Below are 21,549 nucleotides of genomic sequence, written 5' to 3'. Positions count from 1 at the left end.
CTATCTATTCCGGATCATAATTTAGGTTAGGTCCCAGCCATTTTTCAACCTCTTCCATGGTCATCCCTTTCCGCTCAGCATAATCTTCGATTTGATCCTTTGTAAAGTTCCCAACATTGAAATAGTCGGATTCAGGATGAGCAAAATAGAGCCCGCTTACCGAAGCTGCCGGGTGCATGGCGCACGATTCCGTTAGATTAATACCGGCATTTTCAGGCACATCCAACAGATCAAACAGAATACGCTTTTCAGTATGATCGGGTTGCGCAGGATATCCCGGAGCGGGACGAATACCCTCATACTCTTCGCGGATCAGGGATTCGTTACTGTAGCTCTCATGCGGAGCATAGCCCCAGATCTTTTTGCGGACTTTCTCATGCAGCAACTCGGTAAAGGCCTCTGCCAGGCGGTCGGCCAGTGCTTTGGTTAAGATTGCATTGTAATCATCGTGGTCATCCTCGAACTGTTTGACTAATTCCGGGGCGCCTATGCCAGCAGTCACGGCAAAACCACCCATATAATCTTTAATCCCTGATGATTTCGGAGCTACGAAATCTGAGAGGGCCTTGTTGGGTTGTCCTTTACGTTTTTTCGCCTGCTGACGAAGCATGTGAAAAGTAGTGAGAACTTCATTTCGATTATCATCGGTGTATAGTTCTACGTCGTCTCCTACTGAATTGGCGGGATACAATCCAAGAACGGCCCGCGCTTTTAGAAGCTTTTGGTCGACAATTTGATCAAGCAGCTCGTTGGCGTCATCAAAGAGTTTCTGAGCTTCTTCGCCATACTTTTCATCTTCAAGTACATCAGGAAATTTACCTTTCATTTGCCAGGCAATGAAAAATGGTCCCCAGTCGATGTAGTTGCGAATTTCATCCAGTGGATAGTTGTCAAAAACCTGGGTGCCCAATTCGTTAGGCTTGACAATTTTGGTAGCATTCCAGTCAATATCCGTGGCATTATCGCGCGCCTCGTCAATGGATAAATACGTCTTGCGACTGGATCGTCCCTCGTGACGTTCCCGCACTTTTACATACTCATTTTTGATCTTTTTAACGAACTCATCGTGCAGTGTTTTCGAAACAAGGTTACCTGTTACCGAAACCGATCGGGAGGCATCAAGCACATGTATTACCGGCTGGTCGTAGTTAGGTTCAATTTTAACGGCCGTATGGGTCCGTGAGGTGGTAGCTCCACCAATTAGGAGCGGTTGTTTAAAGTCTTCGCGCTTGAGCTCTTTCGCAACGTGCACCATCTCATCCAGTGAGGGGGTAATGAGTCCACTTAGCCCGATGATATCCACATTATTTTTACGGGCTTCTTCAAGAATTTTATCCGCCGGAACCATCACGCCAAGATCGATCACATCGAAATTATTACAGCGTAGCACTACGGAAACAATATTTTTACCAATGTCGTGGACATCGCCTTTTACAGTTGCCAACAGTACCTTGGCTTTGGGCTCACTATTTTGATTTTTTTCTTTCTCTTTTTCGATGTAGGGGATCAGATGTGCTACGCCTTTCTTCATCACGCGGGCACTTTTCACCACTTGTGGCAAGAACATCTTGCCCGATCCGAAGAGATCTCCAACCACATCCATCCCAGACATCATGGGACCTTCAATAACTTCAATAGGTTGGTCATATTTTTGACGTGCTTCCTCGACGTCATCCACAATATGGTCGACGATACCTTTGACCAGCGCATGCTCAATACGTTTTTCTACAGATTTGGTACGCCATTCCTGCGTTTTTTCTTCTTTTTCGGTGTCATCGTCTTTAATCTTTTCGGCATAATCCACCAATCGTTCGGTAGCATCATCGCGGCGATTGAGCAGGACGTCTTCAACGAGCTCCCGCAGCTTCTCGGGAATTTCTTCGTACACTTCAAGCTGACCTGCATTTACAATGGCCATATCCAACCCGGCTTGGATAGCGTGATACAGAAAAGCCGAGTGCATGGCTTCGCGCACTTTATTATTGCCGCGGAATGAGAACGAAATATTACTGAGTCCGCCGCTTACTTTCACCAGTGGCAGGTTCTCTTTAATCCATTCGGTAGCCTTAATAAAATCGACAGCATAGTTATTATGCTCCTCGATGCCGGTGGCAACCGTCAAGATATTGGGATCGAGAATAATATCCTGCGGGGCAAAGCCAACTTCTTTAGTAAGAATGTTATAAGCACGTTCAGCAATTTCGATACGGCGTTCGTAGCTGTCGGCCTGCCCTTTTTCGTCAAATCCCATGACGACCACAGCACCTCCAAAGTTGAGGATTTCTCGTGCATGTTCTTTGAACTCTTCTTCCCCTTCTTTAAGTGAAATAGAGTTAACCACGCACTTACCCTGTGCTGCTTTGAGTCCTGCCTTGAGCACCGACCATTTTGAGGAGTCGATCATTATTGGAACGCGCGAAATATCTGGCTCAGCAGCGATAAGTTGCAGAAAATTGACCATCACCTCTTCGGATTCGAGCATGCCCTCATCCATGTTGATGTCGATGATCTGAGCGCCGTTTTCTACCTGTTGTCGGGCAACAGATAATGCTTCCTCATACTCTTCATTTTTAATGAGTCGCTTAAACTTGCGCGATCCCATTACGTTGGTGCGTTCGCCAATGTTCACAAAGTTGGTGTCGGGACGAACAACCAGGGGTTCTAATCCACTAAGTCGCAAGTATGGTTTTTGGTCGGGGATTTTGCGTGGTTGGCATTCACTGGCTGCTTCAGCAATTGCGTTGATATGCTTGGGAGTGGTTCCACAACATCCCCCTACTAAATTCACAAAGTTCGATTCCGCATAATCGCGTAGTTGATCCGCCATAAATTCCGGCGTTTCATTATATTCCCCCATTTCATCGGGTAGTCCCGCATTGGGATAGAGGCTGGTAAAACAGGTTGCGTTATCAGCCAGCTCTTCGATATAGGGACGCATTTGTTTGGATCCCAACGAACAGTTCAATCCCACACTCAATAAGTTTTTAGTATGCGATACCGAGATCCAGAATGCTTCGGTCGTTTGTCCTGATAGCGTACGTCCACTTTGGTCAACAATGGTCCCCGAAATCATGACGGGGATTTCCTTACCTGTTTCTTCCTGGAACTTATGAATAGCGTAAATAGCAGCTTTGGCATTGAGCGTATCAAATATTGTTTCTACCAGCAGGATATCGGCTCCACCATCTACCAGGCCACGAATCTGTTCGCTGTATGCTTCCTTCAGCTGATCGAACGTAATAGCTCGATAGCCGGGATCTTCAACATCCGGAGAAAGTGATAGCGTCTTGTTCGTGGGACCAATAGCTCCGGCCACGAATCGGGGCTTATCAGGGTTTTCATCCGTAAACTCATCGGCGACCTCGCGTGCATTTTTTGCTGCTGCCACGTTAAGCTCGTAAGCCAGATCTTGCATGTGGTAATCTGCCTGCGAAATAGAAGTAGCGTTAAACGTATTGGTTTCGATGATATCAGACCCGGCAGAAAGGAATTGCCGATGAATATTTTTGATGATTTCGGGTTGAGTGATACTCAACAGGTCGTTATTGCCCTTGAGATCCCCTTTGTCGTAATCCTTAAAGCGTTTGCCGCGGTAATCTTCTTCGGTGAGATTGTGATTCTGAATCATGGTGCCCATGGCGCCGTCCAGAATCAGGATGCGATCTTTCAGCAGATCGGTGAGTTGATCAAATTTCATGTAAAAACGTCCAGGTAATTGATTATTAGGTACTTGTGGTTGCACAAAAACTTTTTAACTAAGCTACGAAGTGATTACCTTAGACACTGTTAGATTTTCGCAATGAAAATCGCGTAACCAGCAAAAAAGTTTTTGGATCCCAAAGGTACAAAGAATAGCATACTAAATGAAAGTAATTGAGCATTACGATAGAGCAACGGAACCATTAATCTCATTTGAGATCATTCCTCCAAAGAGAGGGGGTTCAGTCGACCAGGTTTTCGAGTCGCTGGATAAGGTGATGAAGTATAATCCACCTTTTATTGATGTGACTTATCATGCGGCCGAATCGTATTACGAGGAGCTGCCTGATGGGACTATTAAGCGGCATATCAAGAGAAAGCGTCCGGGGACGATTGGTCTCTGTGCGGCGATCAAGCATAAATATGATGTGGATCCCGTGCCACACTTGATTTGTGAAGGCTTTACAAAAGAGGAAACAGAAGATGCGCTTATTGAGCTTAACTTTTTGGGAATTGATAATGTGCTGGCTATTCGGGGAGATGCTCCTGATGATTCTACTCCCAGAATAAAAAATGGTACTTACAATAAGTATGCCCTTGATTTGGTGAGCCAGATTAAGGATATGAATCGCGGAGAATATCTCGAGGATATTGTAAATGCACATCAAACTAATTTTTGTGTGGGGGTAGCAGGGTATCCTGAGAAACATTTTGAGGCTCCTAATCTGGATTTTGATATCCAGCAATTGAAGAAAAAGGTAGATGCCGGTGGCGATTATATCGTGACACAAATGTTTTTTAACAATGATGCGTATTTTCAATTTGTAGAAAAATGTCGGGCTGCCGGCATTGACTGTCCCATTGTGCCGGGCTTGAAAGTGTTGACGCGAGAACGACACCTGAATTTTCTACCTAAGTTTTTTCACCTGAATATACCGGAAGCTCTTTCTGATGAGGTGCAGGCTGATCCCAATAATGCGCGTGAGATTGGTGTGGAGTGGGCAGCCCAACAGTGTGCTGAATTGTTAGAGGGTGGTGCGCCGGGTATCCATTTCTATATTATGGGTGATCCAACGCCGGCCTTGGATGCGGTAGATAAAATTCCTTTGGGTAAAACGGCCAAAGCTGGTAATTAGTGATACTCGGTTCTTTTCAGCTAAAAAAATTACTAAGCTCTTATTTGGATAAGTAATCTGATCCATTTCGCAAAGTAGTTCCCTCCATCCAAGTAGAACATATTTTTTTTAACATGGTTAAAGGAGATAGTAATCATGTTTAAAAAGGAGGGTGTTATGCCATACGATAAGCTTAGTGAGCTGCCTGATTCTGTAAAAAATAGTCTTCCAAAGCACGCACAGGAGATTTATAAAGAAGCCTATAATAATGCTTGGGATCAATATTCAAGCCCCAAAAACCGGCGCGATAAAAGCTCACAGGAAGAAACAGCACATAAGGTAGCATGGTCGACTGTTAAAAAAACATATGAAAAAGAGGGGGACAAGTGGGTAAAGAAAAAAGAGCCAAAAAAATCTTAGTGCTGGCAAAATTTATTAAAGGAGTTGGATTACCCGCAAGGATTTATAAGTCGAGTTGAAAGGGTCTTAAGATGTTTGATTGTAAGGACACGCCGCGGCGTGTCCTTACTTGTTTAAAGGATTTGTTACCTTATGAAAACTGGTTCGGTTTTATCGTCGGTATGCTCTTCGCTATAACTGTAGTCATTTCCGTTAAAGCCTAACAGTCCTTCATAGCTATCAACTTCGTTTTCAATAAGATAGCGTGACATCGTTCCGCGGTTCTTTTTTGCGTGGAAACCTATCGTTTTTAAATCTCCATTTTTAAAATCTTTGAATTTTGGAGTAATGACATCCACCTTCAGGTTGTCGGGATTCAACGCTTTAAAATATTCCTTGCTGGCAAGGTTGATAAACAGTTCACCATCTTCCATTTCATCATTCAGGGCTTCGGTGAGACTATTGCCCCAAAAATCATACAGACGGTCGTGACCGTTTATCTGCATTTTTGTTCCCATTTCCAGACGATAGGGCTGCATCAAATCCAGCGGACGAAGAATACCGTACATACCTGATAAAATACGCAAACTGTTTTGTAGGGTATCGATATGCGACTCATCAATAGTATGAGCATCTAATTCTTTATAAGCGGATCCCTTGAAAGCATAAATGCAGGGACGTGCATTATTTTTGTTAAATGGAGTAGAAAATTTTTGATAGCGTTCGTAGTTCAGGTCAGCTAAATTTTGGCTGATGTCCATGAGATCTTTTAACTCGTCTTTCGACATTTCAGCCAGCTCGTTATTTAGTGTTTCAGCCTCTTCCAAAAATTGAGGTTTAGTGGCTCGATCGATTGGTAATTCACTTTCATAGTCCAACGTTTTAGCAGGAGAAAGTACAATTTTCATAATGTTGAAATAATATTTTCAGCGTTAAATTTCTGTTTTAAATGTTAGGGGGTATAACCTAATTCCTTAATGAGATCATTCCATAATTATTCTTTTGGATAGCAGGGAAGAAGGGAGATACTTGGTCCAAGTGTTGGTCAAATAACGGAAACTTTTCTGCTGATGGTAGTTTAAACGTTTTCTATTCTCCCAAGGGACCGATATCTCCCCTTAATTCGCCCTTACGGTTTTCGAAGGAACTGATATTGATATAAAGATCTCCATCCTTCAGAAGTTTTTTTTCAGCCGGAGAAAGAACAAATTGGTTTTCCTTGCCCACAAAACGACCACTCGTTTTATCATTTTTATCTAAGGTAGTTTTTAGTCTATAAAGTTGATTGCCACCCTGGCCCCGAAGACTTACCATCAAATAGGCACCAGAAAAATTACCAGTTAAGTTTTCGAACTTGCCTTTTACAGTAAGTGTATCCCCGTGTAGCTCAACAGTAGCCATGCCCGATCCACTGGTTTGAACGGGAGGATTATGTTTATATCCAGCTAAAATAATTTTTTTGGCTTGTTGCGCTTGTACATTTGATGCAAAACATAGTAAAGATATTCCAGCTGATATGACGATAAAAAGTATGCGTTTCATAGCAAGTATCTTTTTTAATAGTTGGTAACTATATAACCGTTATGTTTCTCCAATTATTATATCAACAAAGCAATCTGCAGTGTTGTGTTATTTGTCCCTTTATACTTATTTATCAGAAAGGTAAATGGTGTCACTGCGACTTTCAATAGAGTCTGTGAGGGTTTGGAGGTAAATCTGTATATTGATGGGGTGCCGGTCTTTATATTGTAAAATAAGCTTTGATACCAGTGACAAGGCTTTTATTATGAGTTTGGAGCTGCTTCCACATTTTGAGTAACGTTTGTCGGATGAGAGCTCCAGGATTCCCGATTACTATTGTTTTGTAGATATTTGCAATTTATTTATAAAAGATGAATGCGCCAGGGATTTCGAAGAGTCAGTAAGAGAAATATAGCGTAATTTTATCACCAGAGAATAAAATTGGAAGCGGTATCAAATGAATAATTGGAGAAAATATTTATTATGCTAATTGTTTTGTTAGATTTGATACGTAATCTTTGGTAAATCTCAAATTTCATAATCTGTTAAATAGGGATGGCTAAAAAACCAACCATTTACGAAATCGCTGAAAAGGTAGGAGTTAGTACTGCCACGGTATCGCGGGTGCTAAACGATTCGCCCCGGGTTTCTGATAAGACGAAGAAACGTATTCTCAAGGCGATGCGCGATATGAATTATGCTCCGCGGTTGACGGCCCGTAAGCTGGCCAGTAGTAAGCCGGAGCTTATTGGTGTAATTGTGCCCTCATTTACAACGCCCTACTTTAATGAGGTGTTGAAGGGTATTAAGGACGAGATCAGTCGCACAAAGCTGGATATGATGATTTACAACACCGGCTCGGACAATCCCCAGTCAGGATTACGAGAGTTTTTTAGCCGCGGTATTGCTGATGCATTGATAGTACTGTCGATTGATTTGCCGGATAAAATTAATAAACAGTTGCTGGCAACCGAAGTTCGAACGGTATTGGTAAACACGACGCATCCAGACCATAGTTATTTTCAGGTGAATGATTACCGCGGTGGACAATTAGCGGCCGAACACTTGGTAACGCAGGGTTACGAGTCGATTGGAATTATTTCGGCGGCCGAGGAATCTGAAATGGCCAAAGAACGTACCAATGGATTTCAGGATTATTTGGATGACAAAGGCATTGAAATCAAAGATAAACATTTTGTCCGGGGGTCAATTAGCAAACATGCCGGTTTTTCGGAGGAATCCGGATTTGAGGCCATCCATGAATTTGATAAGCGAGGTGATTTTCCGGACGCTGTTTTTTGCCTGAATGATACCCTTGCTGTGGGCGCTATGTATGCACTTTCTCGTTTGGGGATGACCGTGCCTGACGATATTGCAGTTATGGGTTATGATAATATCAAGCTTAGCAAATATCTTGATCTTACGACTATTGACCAGAAGATGTACACCATCGGTCTTAATGCTATTAAGCAGATGACTAAACTTATTGATGAGGTTGATGCCTCAGTGGTACAAGAGGTCAGTGATCCTGTACTGGTCAAGCGTGGATCAACGGAAAATCAAGGGTAATTTATCGATGGCTTTGGAACCAAGAGGCAAGATCATCCGCTGACTTGGTATTGAGGATACGGTCTTTTTCAAACTTGGCTTTCCGAGCAATGCGTACTCCGTAGGGAATGTAATCAATGCCGTTTTTACTATGTGCGTCGGGATTAATGCTGGACATTAAATCTACGTCTTTGGCTTTGTTACCGTGGCGCCAATCTAAGTCGAGCCGGTAAGGATTCGCGTTGATTTCAATGGCTGTATTATGTTCAGCAGCCAGTTCAATAAGTTCGTTCATATCCAAGTCGCTGCCATCGCGTTGTAGTAACAAACGCCCAGTTGGATGACCAACAATATCGGTATAGGGATTTTTGATGGCATTTCGGAAGCGGGTCATCATTTTTTCACGCGACATATCCAGCCCGTTGTGCACGCTGGCAATCACAAAGTCGAACCCTTCCAAAATATTGTCTCCATAATCCAGGTTGCCATCACTAAGTATATCCGACTCGATGCCCTTGAAGATTCTAAAATCAATTCCCTCAGAAGAAAACTCCTCATTAAGTTGATCAATCTCTTCCCACTGTTGATGAATTTCATCCACCGAAAGCCCACCGGCATAAGCGGCCGTTTTGGAGTGATCTGTTATGCCAAGGTATTCATATCCCCGGTCAATACAAGCTTGTGCCATATCTTTAATGGAGAATTTACCGTCGCTATAGGTGCTGTGAGCATGTAAAACGCCCCGGATGTCATCTTTGGTGACAAGGTCCATCGACTCGTGAGATTCAAAGAATGCAACCTCACCGCGATCTTCGCGCAACTCTGGAGGCACAAAGTGCAGATCTAAATGCTGATAAATATCGGTTTCCGTTTGATAGTCAATGGGTTCGTCAAAATTTGTATTTCCCTCATCGTCTAACTTAAAAAGACCATATTCGTTTAGTGATAACCCACGTTCTCGTGCCCGTTGGCGTAGTACCACGTTGTGCTCTTTGCTACCGGTAAAGTACATGAGTGCGGCGGCAAATTGCTCGGGTTTTACGATACGTAAATCTACCTGTCGGCCATTTTTTGTTCTTATAGAACTCTTGGTATCTCCGCGGCCCAATACTTCAACGACCAGTTCGTGGTCTACAAAAGCATCAAAAAGAGCAGGAATATGTTCTTCATCAGCTCCAATCAAAATATCAACATCACCAATAGTTTCTTTGGATCGACGAAGTGAGCCAGCTATTTCTATAGCTTCAACCCCTTCGCGATCTTTGAGAAAGTTATAGATGGGTTCAGCAACCTCTGTAGCTTCATCAAGACGGCAACGCTCATCGAACTGTTCCATCCATTCGATGGATTTCAAAATCTTTTGTGCCGATTTTTCTCCCAATCCGTCGAGTTCAGCAACACGTCCGTCTTGGCAGGCTGCTTTTAGTTCATCAAGTTCAGAAATACCCAGCTGGTCATGAATTTTTGCAATGTTTTTGGGTCCCAATCCCGAGATGTCCAACCATTTGATAACCCCTTTGGGAATGCGTTCTCGAAGATTTTCGAGCACTTCAATTTTGCCCGTTTCGGCGTATGATTTGATATCTTCGGCAATAGAATTGCCGATTCCTTTAATGTCAGTTAGTGAGTCATCAGAAATATAATCATTGATATCATCATTTAATGATTCAATGGTTTGAGCTGCACGGTCAAAAGCAATAGCTCGGAATCGGTTTTCACCGGCAAGCTGCATTAATTGATAAATTTCGCGCAGACGTTCGGCAATTTCTTGGTTGGTTACAGACATAAAAGCAATTGATATTGAATTTCTTTTTTGACTGTTAAAGGTAAGAAATCCTCTTGTTTTAAGCAGTTCTGCAAATACGTAAACGGTAAGTTTCTGAAGGGAAGCTGAGCAGCAAAAATAGTACGCGGTTACTCACAATTATTCACGAATGATGCCAAAAATATTGGTTCTCCATGTTATATGGTTTTCCAGGAATTATAACAATTGTTTCAATTTGGGGGTAAATTAGGTTTATTCCTATTTGATAACTTTTAAAGTAGTAAACATGGGTTGGCTATGGATAGAATAGTATATAAGATGACAGTTCGTATCATTTCGTTGGTGATAGTGGGAATACTTGTTGGATGTTCAAGTGGACAGCAAAAATCCCAGGAGATGCAAAAAAAGTCTATCAATACGGTACTGGATGACTGGCATTTAGCAGCATCCGAAGCCAATGCAGAGCGATATTTTAGCCATTTTGCAAGTGACAGTGCTATTTTTATGGGTACGGACGCTACTGAGCGATGGACGATTTGGGAGTTTGAGGATTGGGCTTCCCCCTATTTTGATGAGGGGCAGGCGTGGGATTTTACTCCTGTTGAACGACATGTATATTTATCTGATGGAAGTAGTACAGCTTGGTTCGACGAGTCGCTGGATACTCCCAATTTGGGTCCGGTGCGGGGATCAGGGGTGCTTGTAAAAAAAGATAAAAACTGGAAGATTGCGCATTATATAATTTGTCAATCCCGATTCCAAATGCTATCGTAGATACGGTTGTGAAACAGGTTGACATGGAATTGGAAAGACAACAGAACGGCAATTAATTTTAATAACGAGTAAATGCTGTTTTACTCGTTGCTTATTACTTATCAAGAATCAATTATGACAACGTTAAAATCCCGCTTTTTTTATTCACTTTTTGTTTTACTGCTCTTTTCAACGAGCATTAACGCCCAATCTAATTTGGAATCCCCATCTGAATTTTTGGGGTATGAGTTAGGGTCTCAGTGGACGCCCCATCACAAGGTAATGGACTATTTTTGGCATGTGACTGAGCAGTCGCCACTGGTTGAGGGTCATCAATATGGAACCACCAATGAGGGTCGCGAGTTGATGTTAACTGTTATCTCGAGTGCGGAGAACATGCAGCGACTGGATGAAATCCGGACAAATAATTTAAAACGCACTGGTTTAGAAGACGGTACGCCAACTGAAGACAGTACGGCTATTGTATGGCTCAGCTACAATGTGCACGGTAATGAAACCTCCAGCAGCGAGGCGGCCATGAAGACCATTTATGAGCTTGTTCGTGCAGATAATGCCCAAGCTAAAACGTGGCTGCAGAATACGGTTGTGCTGATGGATCCGATGTTAAACCCCGATGGACGTGACCGTTACGTAGATTGGTACAAGGGCGTAGTTGGAGAACAAATGAATGTCCATCCCGATGCTCGCGAACATCATGAGCCATGGCCTGGTGGACGAACGAATCACTATTATTTTGATCTGAACCGCGACTGGGCTTGGCTTACACAAAAAGAAAGTCGTCACCGCGTAGCTGAGTATCAAAAATGGATGCCTCATATCCATGTTGACTTCCACGAACAGGGCGTGAATTCCCCTTACTATTTTGCTCCTGCTGCCAAGCCATTTCATCCAGCTATAACCGATTGGCAATCTGATTTTCAGCACACCATTGGTGAAAATAACGCCAAGTATTTTGATGAGGAAGGATGGCTCTATTTTACACGCGAAGTTTTTGATCTGTTTTATCCCAGCTATGGTGATACCTATCCAATCTTTAATGGGGCGATTGGGATGACGTACGAACAGGCCGGAAACAGTCGGGCTGGATTAGGGATTACCACCGAAGAGGGGGATACGCTTACCCTTAGCGATCGCTTGCTCCATCATTATACAACAGGCCTGTCGACGGTTGAAATAAGTTCGAGGAATGCTGAGCAACTGGTTTCTGAATTTGCTGACTATTATCAAACGGCGCAAAATAATCCCGAAGGAGAATATAAAACCTTTGTCATTAAACAAGATAATAATCCCGATAAGTTAGAGGCATTGTTTGAGTTGTTGGATGAGCATCAAATTGAGTATGGGCAGGCCCAATCCGGGGCAACCTTAAGCGGGTATAATTATCAAACAGGGAATACCGAAAGTGTTCGGGTTAGTGAAGGTGACTATTTAATTAGTGTCCACCAGCCCAAGGGCGTGCTTGCACGGACGTTATTTGAACCACGTCCCGAGTTGGAAGATTCGGTAACGTATGATATTACCGCTTGGGAACAGCATTATGCCTATGGATTGGATGGATATGCTTTAACGCATCAGCTTAATGTGGAGCCGAAGCAGTATCAAAAACCCGAAGTGCAGCAAAATTTCCCTGAAAAACCCTATGCCTATATTGCCCGTTGGGAAGATCTGGATGATCTGCGTCTGCTTTCAGATTTCTTGAAGCATGATATAAAAGTACGATTTACCAGTGGAGAGTTTAAGATCGATGATCGGATGTACGATCCCGGTACGCTTGTTTTAACACGTTCTGATAATAAAAACATGCCGGAATTTGATGAAAAAGTGCAGGAGCTTGCTCAAAATCATAACCAAGAAATACATGCTGTAGAGACCGGTTTTGCCCAGTCTGGTTTTGATTTAGGATCTTCTTCTGTGCAGTATATGAATAAGCCGAGTGTGGCTATGTTATCGGGTGAAGGAACTTCCTCAAATCAAGTGGGCGAAATTTGGCACTATTTTGATCAGCAGATTGAATACCCGTTGACGATGCTTGATACTGAATATTTTGACGGGGTAGATTTAAGTGCCTACGATGTGCTTATTTTACCTTCCGGTTATTATAGCAGTCGTATTGACAGTAGTCGATTAGCTGATGTTAAGGAGTGGATTTCTGACGGAGGAAAATTGATTGCGGTTCAGGATGCAAATAGTTTTTTGGCTGGGAAAGATGGCTTTAGCTTGACGAATAAAAACGGGGATTCCTCAGAGCCAGAGCAGGACGATTTGCTTGAAACCTACGGTAATCAACAGCGAGAATATATCTCCAGTTTTAACAGCGGTTCCGTGTATAAAATTACAATGGATAATACCCACCCGCTTGCCTACGGATATGAGGAGGAATACTTTTCCTTAAAGTTAGATGCTGATTCCTATGCCTATCTTGAAGATGGCTGGAATGTAGGAGTGGCCAAAGAGGATGCTCACATGAGTGGCTTTATTGGTCACAAAGCAAAAGATAAGGTTAAGAATACACTTACTTTTGGGGTACAACATATGGGATCCGGCTCGGTGGTCTATATGGTTGATAATCCACTGTTCCGCGCATTCTGGTATAATGGTAAGTTGCTATTTGGAAATGCGGTATTTATGGTCGATTAGTTTTAGTTAGCTTAGCAATAGATTTCACTACTTAACCTGTCAGGTTCTTATGGCCTGGCAGGTTTTTTAATGCCTCCTATGCAAAGTTCCAGCGTTGGCAGTTCTACTCCTTCCGAATACTGGAAGTGATTATGATTGGATAAGACTTGAATGACTTATACGTATTATATATTATTACTACTTAATTAGTATTAACTACTTAGTATTAATATGAGATACAAAAAGCCATCGTCGGATCTGCGTAACTATTACATATTCATTCTACAAGTATCGCTGATTGTTGTGTTAGGGATATTTATAGGGGCCAGTAAGATTCAATTCATATCTCAACAAAGTGAGGTGGATTTAACGCAAGAACAAGAAGTAGTAGAAATGGAAGAAATAACACAAACGAAACAAGAAGAGCAGCCGCCGCCTCCACCACGTCCACAGGTACCCGTTGAGGTGCCCAATGATGAAATTATTGATGATCAGGAAATTAATATCGATGCTGATATAAATATGGATGAGCCGCTTCCGGAACCCAAAGAACCAGAAGACGTAGAGGAGGAAGAGTTCTTTGTAGTAGTAGAGCAGGAGCCTGAAATGAAAGGTGGCCAAAAGTGGTTGTACGATAATATTAATTATCCTGATATGGCTCGTAAAGCCGGTATAGAGGGTAAGGTTATTATACAGTTTGTGGTGGGTAAAGACGGAAAAGCTGAAAATATAAATATACTGCGCGGTATTGGCGGGGGATGTGATGAGGAAGCGATCAGGGTAATCAAGGAAGCGGAATTTGTTCCCGGACGTCAACGTGGCAATGTTGTACCGGTTCAGACGGCTCAAACGATTAATTTTCAGTTACAGAATTAGGATTTGAAAATCCTTGCAGTTTTAGGAGTGTAGACCAAATTTTTGACAAACTAATTTTGAGGAAACCAATCAATGCCCTTATCTTTGGCATGAATAATAATCACCCAAGGTTGGGGGTGCTTGCAACAGCAGGCTGAGATCATACCCTGAGAACCTGAACCGGATAACACCGGCGTAGGGAAACCAAGGCAGTAGCGCCGTTTTTGTGTTGCTGCCGGATTGATCAGCATTTCTTGCAAGTTCATCTCCCGCTCTTATGAACTAAATAAGACGGAGGAACTTATGTTTTCCAAACTACTCAGAAGTACAGTATTTCTGTGCTTTGTATTCTTTTTTAGCACTTCTCTTTTCGCACAAACGATAACCGGCAAGGTACTCAACGAGCAGACCGAAGAACCCATCGTGGGGGCCAATGTGTATGTTGTTGATGCCAGCAAAGGCACGGTTACAGGGACTGATGGAAGTTTTAGTCTTGATCTTCAAGGAGATTCCCAAATATTAACTATTAGTTATGTGGGATATAAGACAAAGGAGGTAGAGGCTAAAAATGACCTAACTGTATATCTAAGTCCATCAGTTAGCCTCGAAGAAATTGTGATACAGGGCATTAGATCTGAAGAAAATGATCCTGTAGCACAAAGCACCGTTCAAAAGAAAGAGTTGGAGGAAGTGTATAACGGGGAACAACCCACTTTTTATCTCGAGAATCTTACCCCGGCTATCTTTTCCTACTCCGAATCAGGCACGAAGCTAACTAACTATGGTAGCATGCGACTGAGGGGCATCAGCCAAGAACGGATTAATATGACCCTGAACGGAGTGCCACTCAATGATATGATTGATCACGGCGTATTCTTTTCTAATTTCACAGATATCAGCGACAGCTTCGAATCTGTGCAGGTGCAACGAGGCGTTGGTACCAGCAGTAATGGCGTGGCATCGTATGCGGGATCTATTAATTTTGAATCTGTTAATATTGAAGACCGCGAGCAGGGGGGACAGCTCGAGTTTGGCGCTGGCTCATTCGACAGTTATCGCATGAATACCAGCCTGTCATCGGGCATGATTAACGATAAATGGTCGTTTTACGGTAGTTATAGCCGAATTTTATCGGATGGCTACAGAAATCATACCGGAACAAATGCCAACTCATTATTCTTTTCTGGCGGATATTTTGGTGAAAACGATATGATAAAGCTCAATGCATTTGATGCTGGCTCAAAAAATGGCTTGGGTTATAGTGCCGTTGCAGAAAGTGATCTGGAGAATGACCCGCGCACCAATTATTTAAACAAAAACGATAAGGACGATTTTGGGCAACGTTTAGTCCAATTGCAGCACACGCATATTTTTAGTGATGAATTTTCAACAACAGCTTCACTTTACTATGGCGGAGCAGGTGGTGACTACCTGTATACCTATCCCGATACCGATTCTACCTTGGCCCAAATTAATTATCCGTTGTATAATGATCATTACGGACTTATGATAAATGGATTTTGGGATTCTGGGGATTGGGAGATCAGCTCAGGTTTTCACGGCTATATTTTCGATCGGGAAAATGAAGAGTCATTTGCCCCGAATTTTGAAAATCCCTACTACTATGAAACCTCTAACAAGAAAGAGTTTAGCTGGTTCGCAAAAGCTGAATGGTCACATAATAATGTTAAGGTTTTTGGAGATCTGCAGCTTCGAACGTTCAAGCTTACCATCCATCCCGATTATAACTTCATTGGTATCCCCCCGGAGGGTTCTATCGTAAAGGATTGGACGTTTTTGAATCCTAAAATTGGGGTTAGTTACTTGTTAAGTGAAAATATTACAGCCTATGTATCTGCAGGTAGGATGGGGAGAGAGCCAACACGGATAGATATCTTTGGTGGACTTCGACTAGAAGAAGTTAACTATGAGCAAGCGCGAGCTGATAATTTTGATCCGGAATACGTCAATGATTACGAAGGAGGGCTAAAGCTTAATTATCAAAATCTTGCACTCCAGGCAAACTACTTTTATATGGATTTCGAAGACGAAATTGCCCCGATAGGAGAAATCATTGCTTTTGGCGTTCAAAAGCGAAAAAATATTCCGAATAGTTACCGGACGGGGTTCGAGCTTCAGTGGAATTACCTACCCACTGACTTTTTAACATTCCAGGGGAATATGACATATATGCAAGGTCAGATAGATTCATTTACGACTGGTGCGGGCAATACCTACACTGATAAAAGCCCTATCTTAAGTCCCAATTGGATTGTAAATAGTAGAGTAGATTTCACTCCGTTTGATAATTTTACGATAGGATTGACGGGCAAATATGTAAGCGAATCATTCTTGGAGCTTACGAATGATCCGGAAATGGTGTTGCCTTCGTATACCGTATTTGACGCCTCTATATCGTATGAGCTCGAACGGCTGTCATTTAGGTTAGAGTTCAACAATTTAGAGAATGAAGTTTATTATTCAGGGGGTACTCCTGTAGACACTAACAGTGATGGAGCGAATGACGAACCGGGTTATTTTGTAAATGCAGATCGTAATTTCTTCTTCACGTTACAATATAAATTATAACCCAGACGCAATATTCTGCTACAGCTGTCGTTTAAGTTTTAGAAGATAGATAGTTATGGTTTAGATGATTAGTGGAAAGGCGGGTCGGCAGGCCCGCCTTTTTTATTTTCATAGATTTCAGCTCTCTGATTTTGTTTGGGTAAAAAAGGTCAAATCTTCTTCCTTCTTCTTGCGGATTTCCGGAGTAGGTTCTGTTTGGCTGTCAATTACCTGAATGAATATTGCTCCTGTAATAATAAATACAGCTGATATAATTTCCATAGCGTTGGGATTTTCGCCAATACTGAGCCACGCAATAAGCAAAGCTGCAATGGGTACTATGTTCCCATATAGAACTACTTGCGTAGGCCCCAGCTTTTTTAGAGCGCGTACTTTTACCCATTGGCCAACACCTACGCCGATGGCACCACCCGCTAAAATAGCTATCCACGTCCAGAGACCAAGTGACAGCCATGTTACTTCAATTAACTCTGGACTTGCAATTAGAAGATAAAGGGTACCTCCAATGGCAGTACGCAATGCTACAATGGGGACCGAGCCGTACTTCCGGGCAAGCGGTTTTATGGCGTGCAGTTCTATGACTGTTAAAGCCAGTGCTATGATTAGAATGAGGTCACCCAGCCAGTAACCTTGCTCAGGTTGTAATCCATCCCAAGCCAAAATAATAGTGCCAATAACAGCAAGCGTTACTCCCAGGTAACCGAAAGCCCCCATTCGTTCCGTACTGAACAAATAGCCGATCCCGGTACTTATAGCCGGACCCAACGCCAGCCATAGGGATGCACGGGCACCATGAGTAAGCCCCAGTCCTTCGATGCCAAGCCAAGGGGCTAAGGTTGCTCCTATCACCGAAACGAATAATAGCCGGGGCCAGTGTTTGTTTTTAATTTTGGGAATAAAAGCAACTTTTTCTGAAGTGCTGTTACACTCAGCGCGATATTGCATATACATTACGATAAACATAGCAATGCCTCCCATCGCAAAGCGTGAAACGCTAAATGAGATGGGAGACATTTCTGTAAGGGCAATTTCAGCTAATATAAAATTAGCGCCCCAAAAGAAGACAAATAGTATGAGTAAACCGTGATGGGATAAGCTCCCGCTATTTACGGTCGTTCTATGAGAATCTAAATTTGAAATAGTATTCTATATATTTATTTGGATCGGTACCTTCACGGTATCCCAATGTAAAACAATGGTAGCAGATTCTTGGGTAACATCCTCGAAATAGAATAATAGCCGCTCCATGTAGTTAGCTTCTTGAGGTTCTACGGTAAAGCGCATTACATCCTGGGATTGATCGTATTGTGTTCCCCATGACATTTTCGAATTAATAATAATAGTCCATTCATTCTCATTCGGGATCGTATAAATAGAATAGGTGCCTGCCTCTAATTCATTACCTTCAATTATAACATCATCCGAAACTACCAGAGCAGTAGATTCATTGGCTCCCGTCCGCCATACTTCGTCGTAGGGAACTAATTCACCAAAAATTTTGCGATCATTAACCGCCGGACGTCCATAGGTAATGGTGATATCAGTCGTGCCCACCGTTTGACTAACTGTTGCATTGGGACTTACTCGCGGCTCTTCATTGCCTCTTTCTTGAGCCGCAGTGACTTGCGCCGAGAAAATGACGATGAATAAAATAAGAGCAAAATTGCTTAAAGATGATGTAAAAGTTTTCATAGCGATAATGGTTTATTAGAAAATTCAGCGGTGTTCAATTTTTAAACTCAAACCAGCTGGATATCGTTTATCTGTTTGCTTTGTTGATATACCGCAAAATAATTGGAATAACAAAGTGGATCCCGGAAGAGGGTTTATATTTAAATATTAAGATTTTCTAATCTCATTCTAAATTATTATATAGTAGTAATCGAGAGGTTGATTAATAATGTGCAAGGTTAAGTTGGGTTATTTTAAATGGGGCAATATTCCAAATCCCGCTTTTCGGCAGGTATAGAAAAGCTGTTCAGCAGTGGGTCAGTCATTTTATTTAGGTGCAAAAAAACGCAGGATTTTCCACTAATTTCTGTTAGTGAGAATGCCGAAGATATTTTAGGCTTTGCCCCTTCGTACTTTACGAAACACGAAAATGGCTGGTCCAATCAAATCCATCCAGATGATAAACAAGAGGTTTTATCTCAGTTTCGTAAGGTTATAAATGAAGGGGGTGGGGCTATCAATGAGTATCGTTTTAAGACAAAAGAGGGGACATACATTTGGCTCCGTGATGAGATTCAGGTGATTGAGGATGAAGGGGGCCGTGAACTCATATATGGATCGTCAATTGATATTACAGAGCGTAAGAAGGCAGAGATAAGGCTGCAGGAAAATAAAACGGAAGAGCTCAAAGAAGAAATTGCACGCCGAACTAAAGTAGAAGAGAAATTACAAAAGCGGCTGGAATATGAGAAGGTGATTTCGAGGTGCTCAAAATTACTGTTAGAGAGTAACTCTTCTGAAGCTTTAGAGCAAAGTTTAAACTTACTCCGGGAAGTAACCGGAACTGATCGTATTTTTCTCTACAAAAATAAAGAGGTGGATGACGATTTGTATTTGGAGCCGGTATTCGAAGTGACCAAGCCCGATATAGAACCTGTTGCCGAGAAATCAGACCGGCAATGGAAATATTCCGATATCCCCTGGCTTTACGAAAAGCTATCGTCCCTGCAAAAAATAAATGGTCAGGTTGATGAGTTCCCAGAGCCCGAACGCTCAATTTTTGAGGAGCAGCAGGTACAATCTATTTTGATTATCCCTTTTACAGTTGAGGGGGAATGGAAAGGACATATCGGTTTTGCTGATACGCAAGAAAAGAGAAAGTGGAGTGACGAAGAGATAACGCTGCTTAATACAATTGCTCGTATAATAGCAGCGTATGAAAAACGGAAAAGTATTGAGGAATCGTTAGTTGCTCAACGGAATTATATTGATACCATTTTAAATAGCTTACCCAGCATCTATTTGCTATTAGATACTGATATGGCGCTTGTTGAATGGAATGATTATGCTGAACAGAATACAGGCTATAGCAAAGCGGAGTTTGAGGATATGGATGCCTATGATCTAATTGCTGCCGAAGATCATGCTCTTATGGAACAAGCTGTGGAAGAGGCACGAGGAGATATGGAGCATGGTACAGAACTTCGTTTAAAGACAAAATATGGAGAAAAGAAACCCTACTACTGGCGGGGGTATTTTATTGAGTTTAGTGGAACAGAATATTTCTTGTGTGTTGGAATTAATATAATGCAGCAAAAAGAGGCAGAAGCGGAACTATTAAATGAAAAACGTTTCAATGAGGCCTTATTAGAAAGCTTGCCTGGTATTTTTTATATGTTTGATGAAGAGGGGAATTATTACCACTGGAATCAACACTTGTTGGATGAGACCGGTTATACAGCTGATGAGATGCAAGAAATAACACCCGGAGAGTTTTTCACAGATGATGAATTCGAGTCGGTAAGAGATGAAATCGGGGCTGTTTTTGAAGGTGGAAAATCCAGTATTGAAGCAAATCTAAAGACCAAAGACGGTAGAAAAATTCCCTATTATTTTACGGGGAAACATTTTAAAAGGGATGGAAAGGATTATCTTATTGGAGTAGGTCATGATATTTCGAGTCAGGTTAAGGCTCGTGAAGAACTGCGAAAAAATGAAGAGCTATTTCGAAATCTCTTTTTGAATGCTCCTGCGGGTATTGTGATGGTAGATCCGGAGAATAAGGTTCTGAATGTAAACAAAAGTTTTGAGAAGACATTTGGTTTTACTGAAGAGGAACTACAAGGTAAAGATATTGATGAGTTTCTTGTACCCCCAACCGAGCGTGGCCAGGTGCCCCGAATGCCTCTTAAGAAATATGCGTCAGAAAGTTTTCATCGTGAAGCCAAACGGTTGACTAAAGATGGAGATCTGGTTGATGTTTTTATTGCTGCTATCCCAGTTTATGTTGATGGGGAGCCTATTGCAGGGTTTGGCATGTATATCGATATCACAGAAGAAAAAGAATACGAAAAGCAGATATCCACCTCGCTTAAAGAAAAGAAGATCTTACTGCAGGAGATTCATCACCGGGTTAAAAATAATTTGGCTATTGTATCGGGACTTTTACAGCTGCAGATGTACGAATCAGATGATCCGGTAATCCATGATACACTGGAAGAAAGTGAGCGGCGAATTCAAACAATGGCCTTGATTCACGAAAAACTATATAACTCGGACAGCTTGGGACACATTTCTTGTGATTCCTATATTGGGGATTTGGTGGAGACAATTCGTAATACTATTGGGTCAGACCAAGAGGTTGAAGTATGTTTGGATATTGAGGATATAGAGTTGGATATCAACCGGGCCGTACCATTTGCGTTATTGGTTAATGAGGCCGTTACGAACTCTTTGAAACATGCTTTTGAAGGGGCTGAGGGTAATCAGATTACTATCCATATTTCGAAAGAAAACGAATATATTGGTGCTCAAATAAGTGATAATGGAAAAGGGTTGCCCGATGACTTTTCTCCCGAAGAGAGTGACACGCTGGGCATGAATTTAATTGATAATTTTGCTCGTCAACTTGATGCTACATGGAGTCTTAAAAGCAATCAGGGGACATCCCTTACGCTGGAGTTTGCTGCTACCGAAGATGGATAGGTAGGGCTATTT

Annotated in this window: 14 protein-coding genes and 1 riboswitch; of the genes, 8 read left to right on the top strand and 6 right to left on the bottom strand. The window is 42.2% G+C overall.

Annotated features, from left to right (window positions below; translation table 11 throughout):
• Window positions 1–4: 4 nt before the first annotated feature.
• The gene (metH, locus tag AAFH98_RS01530; RefSeq protein ID WP_342520903.1) at window positions 5–3,697 is read right to left on the bottom strand and encodes a methionine synthase; all 3,693 of its coding nucleotides are present in this window, start codon (window positions 3,695–3,697) and stop codon (window positions 5–7) included.
• A gap of 166 nt (window positions 3,698–3,863) precedes the next feature.
• Between metH and AAFH98_RS01525 the strand changes: the two genes are divergently transcribed.
• Together AAFH98_RS01525 and AAFH98_RS01520 are read left to right on the top strand one after the other, a co-directional pair.
• Complete coding sequence (locus AAFH98_RS01525) at window positions 3,864–4,835, top strand: methylenetetrahydrofolate reductase (protein WP_342520902.1); 972 nt, start codon at window positions 3,864–3,866, stop codon at window positions 4,833–4,835.
• A gap of 156 nt (window positions 4,836–4,991) precedes the next feature.
• Window positions 4,992–5,234, top strand: coding sequence for a ChaB family protein (locus tag AAFH98_RS01520; RefSeq protein ID WP_342520901.1), 243 nt, complete (start codon window positions 4,992–4,994; stop codon window positions 5,232–5,234).
• A gap of 125 nt (window positions 5,235–5,359) precedes the next feature.
• On the opposite strand, the gene yaaA is transcribed toward AAFH98_RS01520, so the two are convergent.
• On the bottom strand, window positions 5,360–6,121 hold the full coding sequence (gene yaaA, locus AAFH98_RS01515; RefSeq protein ID WP_342520900.1) for a peroxide stress protein YaaA: 762 nt from the start codon (window positions 6,119–6,121) through the stop codon (window positions 5,360–5,362).
• A gap of 181 nt (window positions 6,122–6,302) precedes the next feature.
• Window positions 6,303–6,755 carry a CHRD domain-containing protein gene (locus AAFH98_RS01510; protein WP_342520899.1) on the bottom strand — a complete coding sequence of 151 codons (453 nt, stop codon included), beginning with the start codon at window positions 6,753–6,755 and terminating at the stop codon, window positions 6,303–6,305.
• Window positions 6,756–7,289: 534 nt separating this feature from the next.
• Here AAFH98_RS01510 and AAFH98_RS01505 point away from each other — a divergent pair.
• Complete coding sequence (locus tag AAFH98_RS01505; RefSeq protein WP_342520898.1) at window positions 7,290–8,303, top strand: LacI family DNA-binding transcriptional regulator; 1,014 nt, start codon at window positions 7,290–7,292, stop codon at window positions 8,301–8,303.
• A 1-nt stretch (window position 8,304) separates the two neighbouring features.
• Here AAFH98_RS01505 and polX read toward each other — a convergent pair whose 3' ends face one another.
• Entirely contained in the window at window positions 8,305–10,068 is a 1,764-nt protein-coding gene (gene polX / locus AAFH98_RS01500) for a DNA polymerase/3'-5' exonuclease PolX (RefSeq protein WP_342520897.1), read from the bottom strand.
• Between the two features lie 276 nt (window positions 10,069–10,344).
• Here polX and AAFH98_RS01495 point away from each other — a divergent pair, with 276 nt between their 5' ends.
• The 4 genes from AAFH98_RS01495 to AAFH98_RS01480 all read left to right on the top strand — a co-directional run bounded on the left by AAFH98_RS01495 (window position 10,345) and on the right by AAFH98_RS01480 (window position 16,881).
• Window positions 10,345–10,821: a nuclear transport factor 2 family protein gene (locus AAFH98_RS01495; RefSeq protein ID WP_342520896.1), complete on the top strand. Its 477-nt coding sequence runs from the start codon at window positions 10,345–10,347 to the stop codon at window positions 10,819–10,821.
• Between the two features lie 114 nt (window positions 10,822–10,935).
• Window positions 10,936–13,458 carry a M14 family metallopeptidase gene (locus AAFH98_RS01490; protein WP_342520895.1) on the top strand — a complete coding sequence of 841 codons (2,523 nt, stop codon included), beginning with the start codon at window positions 10,936–10,938 and terminating at the stop codon, window positions 13,456–13,458.
• A gap of 210 nt (window positions 13,459–13,668) precedes the next feature.
• Window positions 13,669–14,313, top strand: coding sequence for an energy transducer TonB (locus tag AAFH98_RS01485; protein WP_342520894.1), 645 nt, complete (start codon window positions 13,669–13,671; stop codon window positions 14,311–14,313).
• Window positions 14,314–14,415: 102 nt separating this feature from the next.
• Window positions 14,416–14,511, top strand: a riboswitch (TPP riboswitch).
• Between the two features lie 84 nt (window positions 14,512–14,595).
• Entirely contained in the window at window positions 14,596–16,881 is a 2,286-nt protein-coding gene (locus AAFH98_RS01480) for a TonB-dependent receptor (RefSeq protein WP_342520893.1), read from the top strand.
• Window positions 16,882–16,998: 117 nt separating this feature from the next.
• Here AAFH98_RS01480 and AAFH98_RS01475 read toward each other — a convergent pair whose 3' ends face one another.
• Window positions 16,999–17,955 carry a DMT family transporter gene (locus tag AAFH98_RS01475; RefSeq protein WP_342522050.1) on the bottom strand — a complete coding sequence of 319 codons (957 nt, stop codon included), beginning with the start codon at window positions 17,953–17,955 and terminating at the stop codon, window positions 16,999–17,001.
• A 72-nt stretch (window positions 17,956–18,027) separates the two neighbouring features.
• The gene (locus tag AAFH98_RS01470) at window positions 18,028–18,573 is read right to left on the bottom strand and encodes a DUF2911 domain-containing protein (protein ID WP_342520892.1); all 546 of its coding nucleotides are present in this window, start codon (window positions 18,571–18,573) and stop codon (window positions 18,028–18,030) included.
• A 237-nt stretch (window positions 18,574–18,810) separates the two neighbouring features.
• Between AAFH98_RS01470 and AAFH98_RS01465 the strand changes: the two genes are divergently transcribed.
• A complete protein-coding gene (locus AAFH98_RS01465) occupies window positions 18,811–21,537 on the top strand; it encodes a PAS domain S-box protein (RefSeq protein WP_342520891.1) in 2,727 nt (908 codons plus the stop codon).
• Window positions 21,538–21,549 lie beyond the last annotated feature (12 nt).

Source organism: Fodinibius sp. Rm-B-1B1-1 (assembly GCF_038594945.1).
Lineage (GTDB): Bacteria > Bacteroidota > Rhodothermia > Balneolales > Balneolaceae > Fodinibius > Fodinibius alkaliphilus.
The sequence above is the reverse complement of the archived record's forward strand: the minus strand, read 5'-3'. Positions and strand labels throughout refer to the sequence as shown.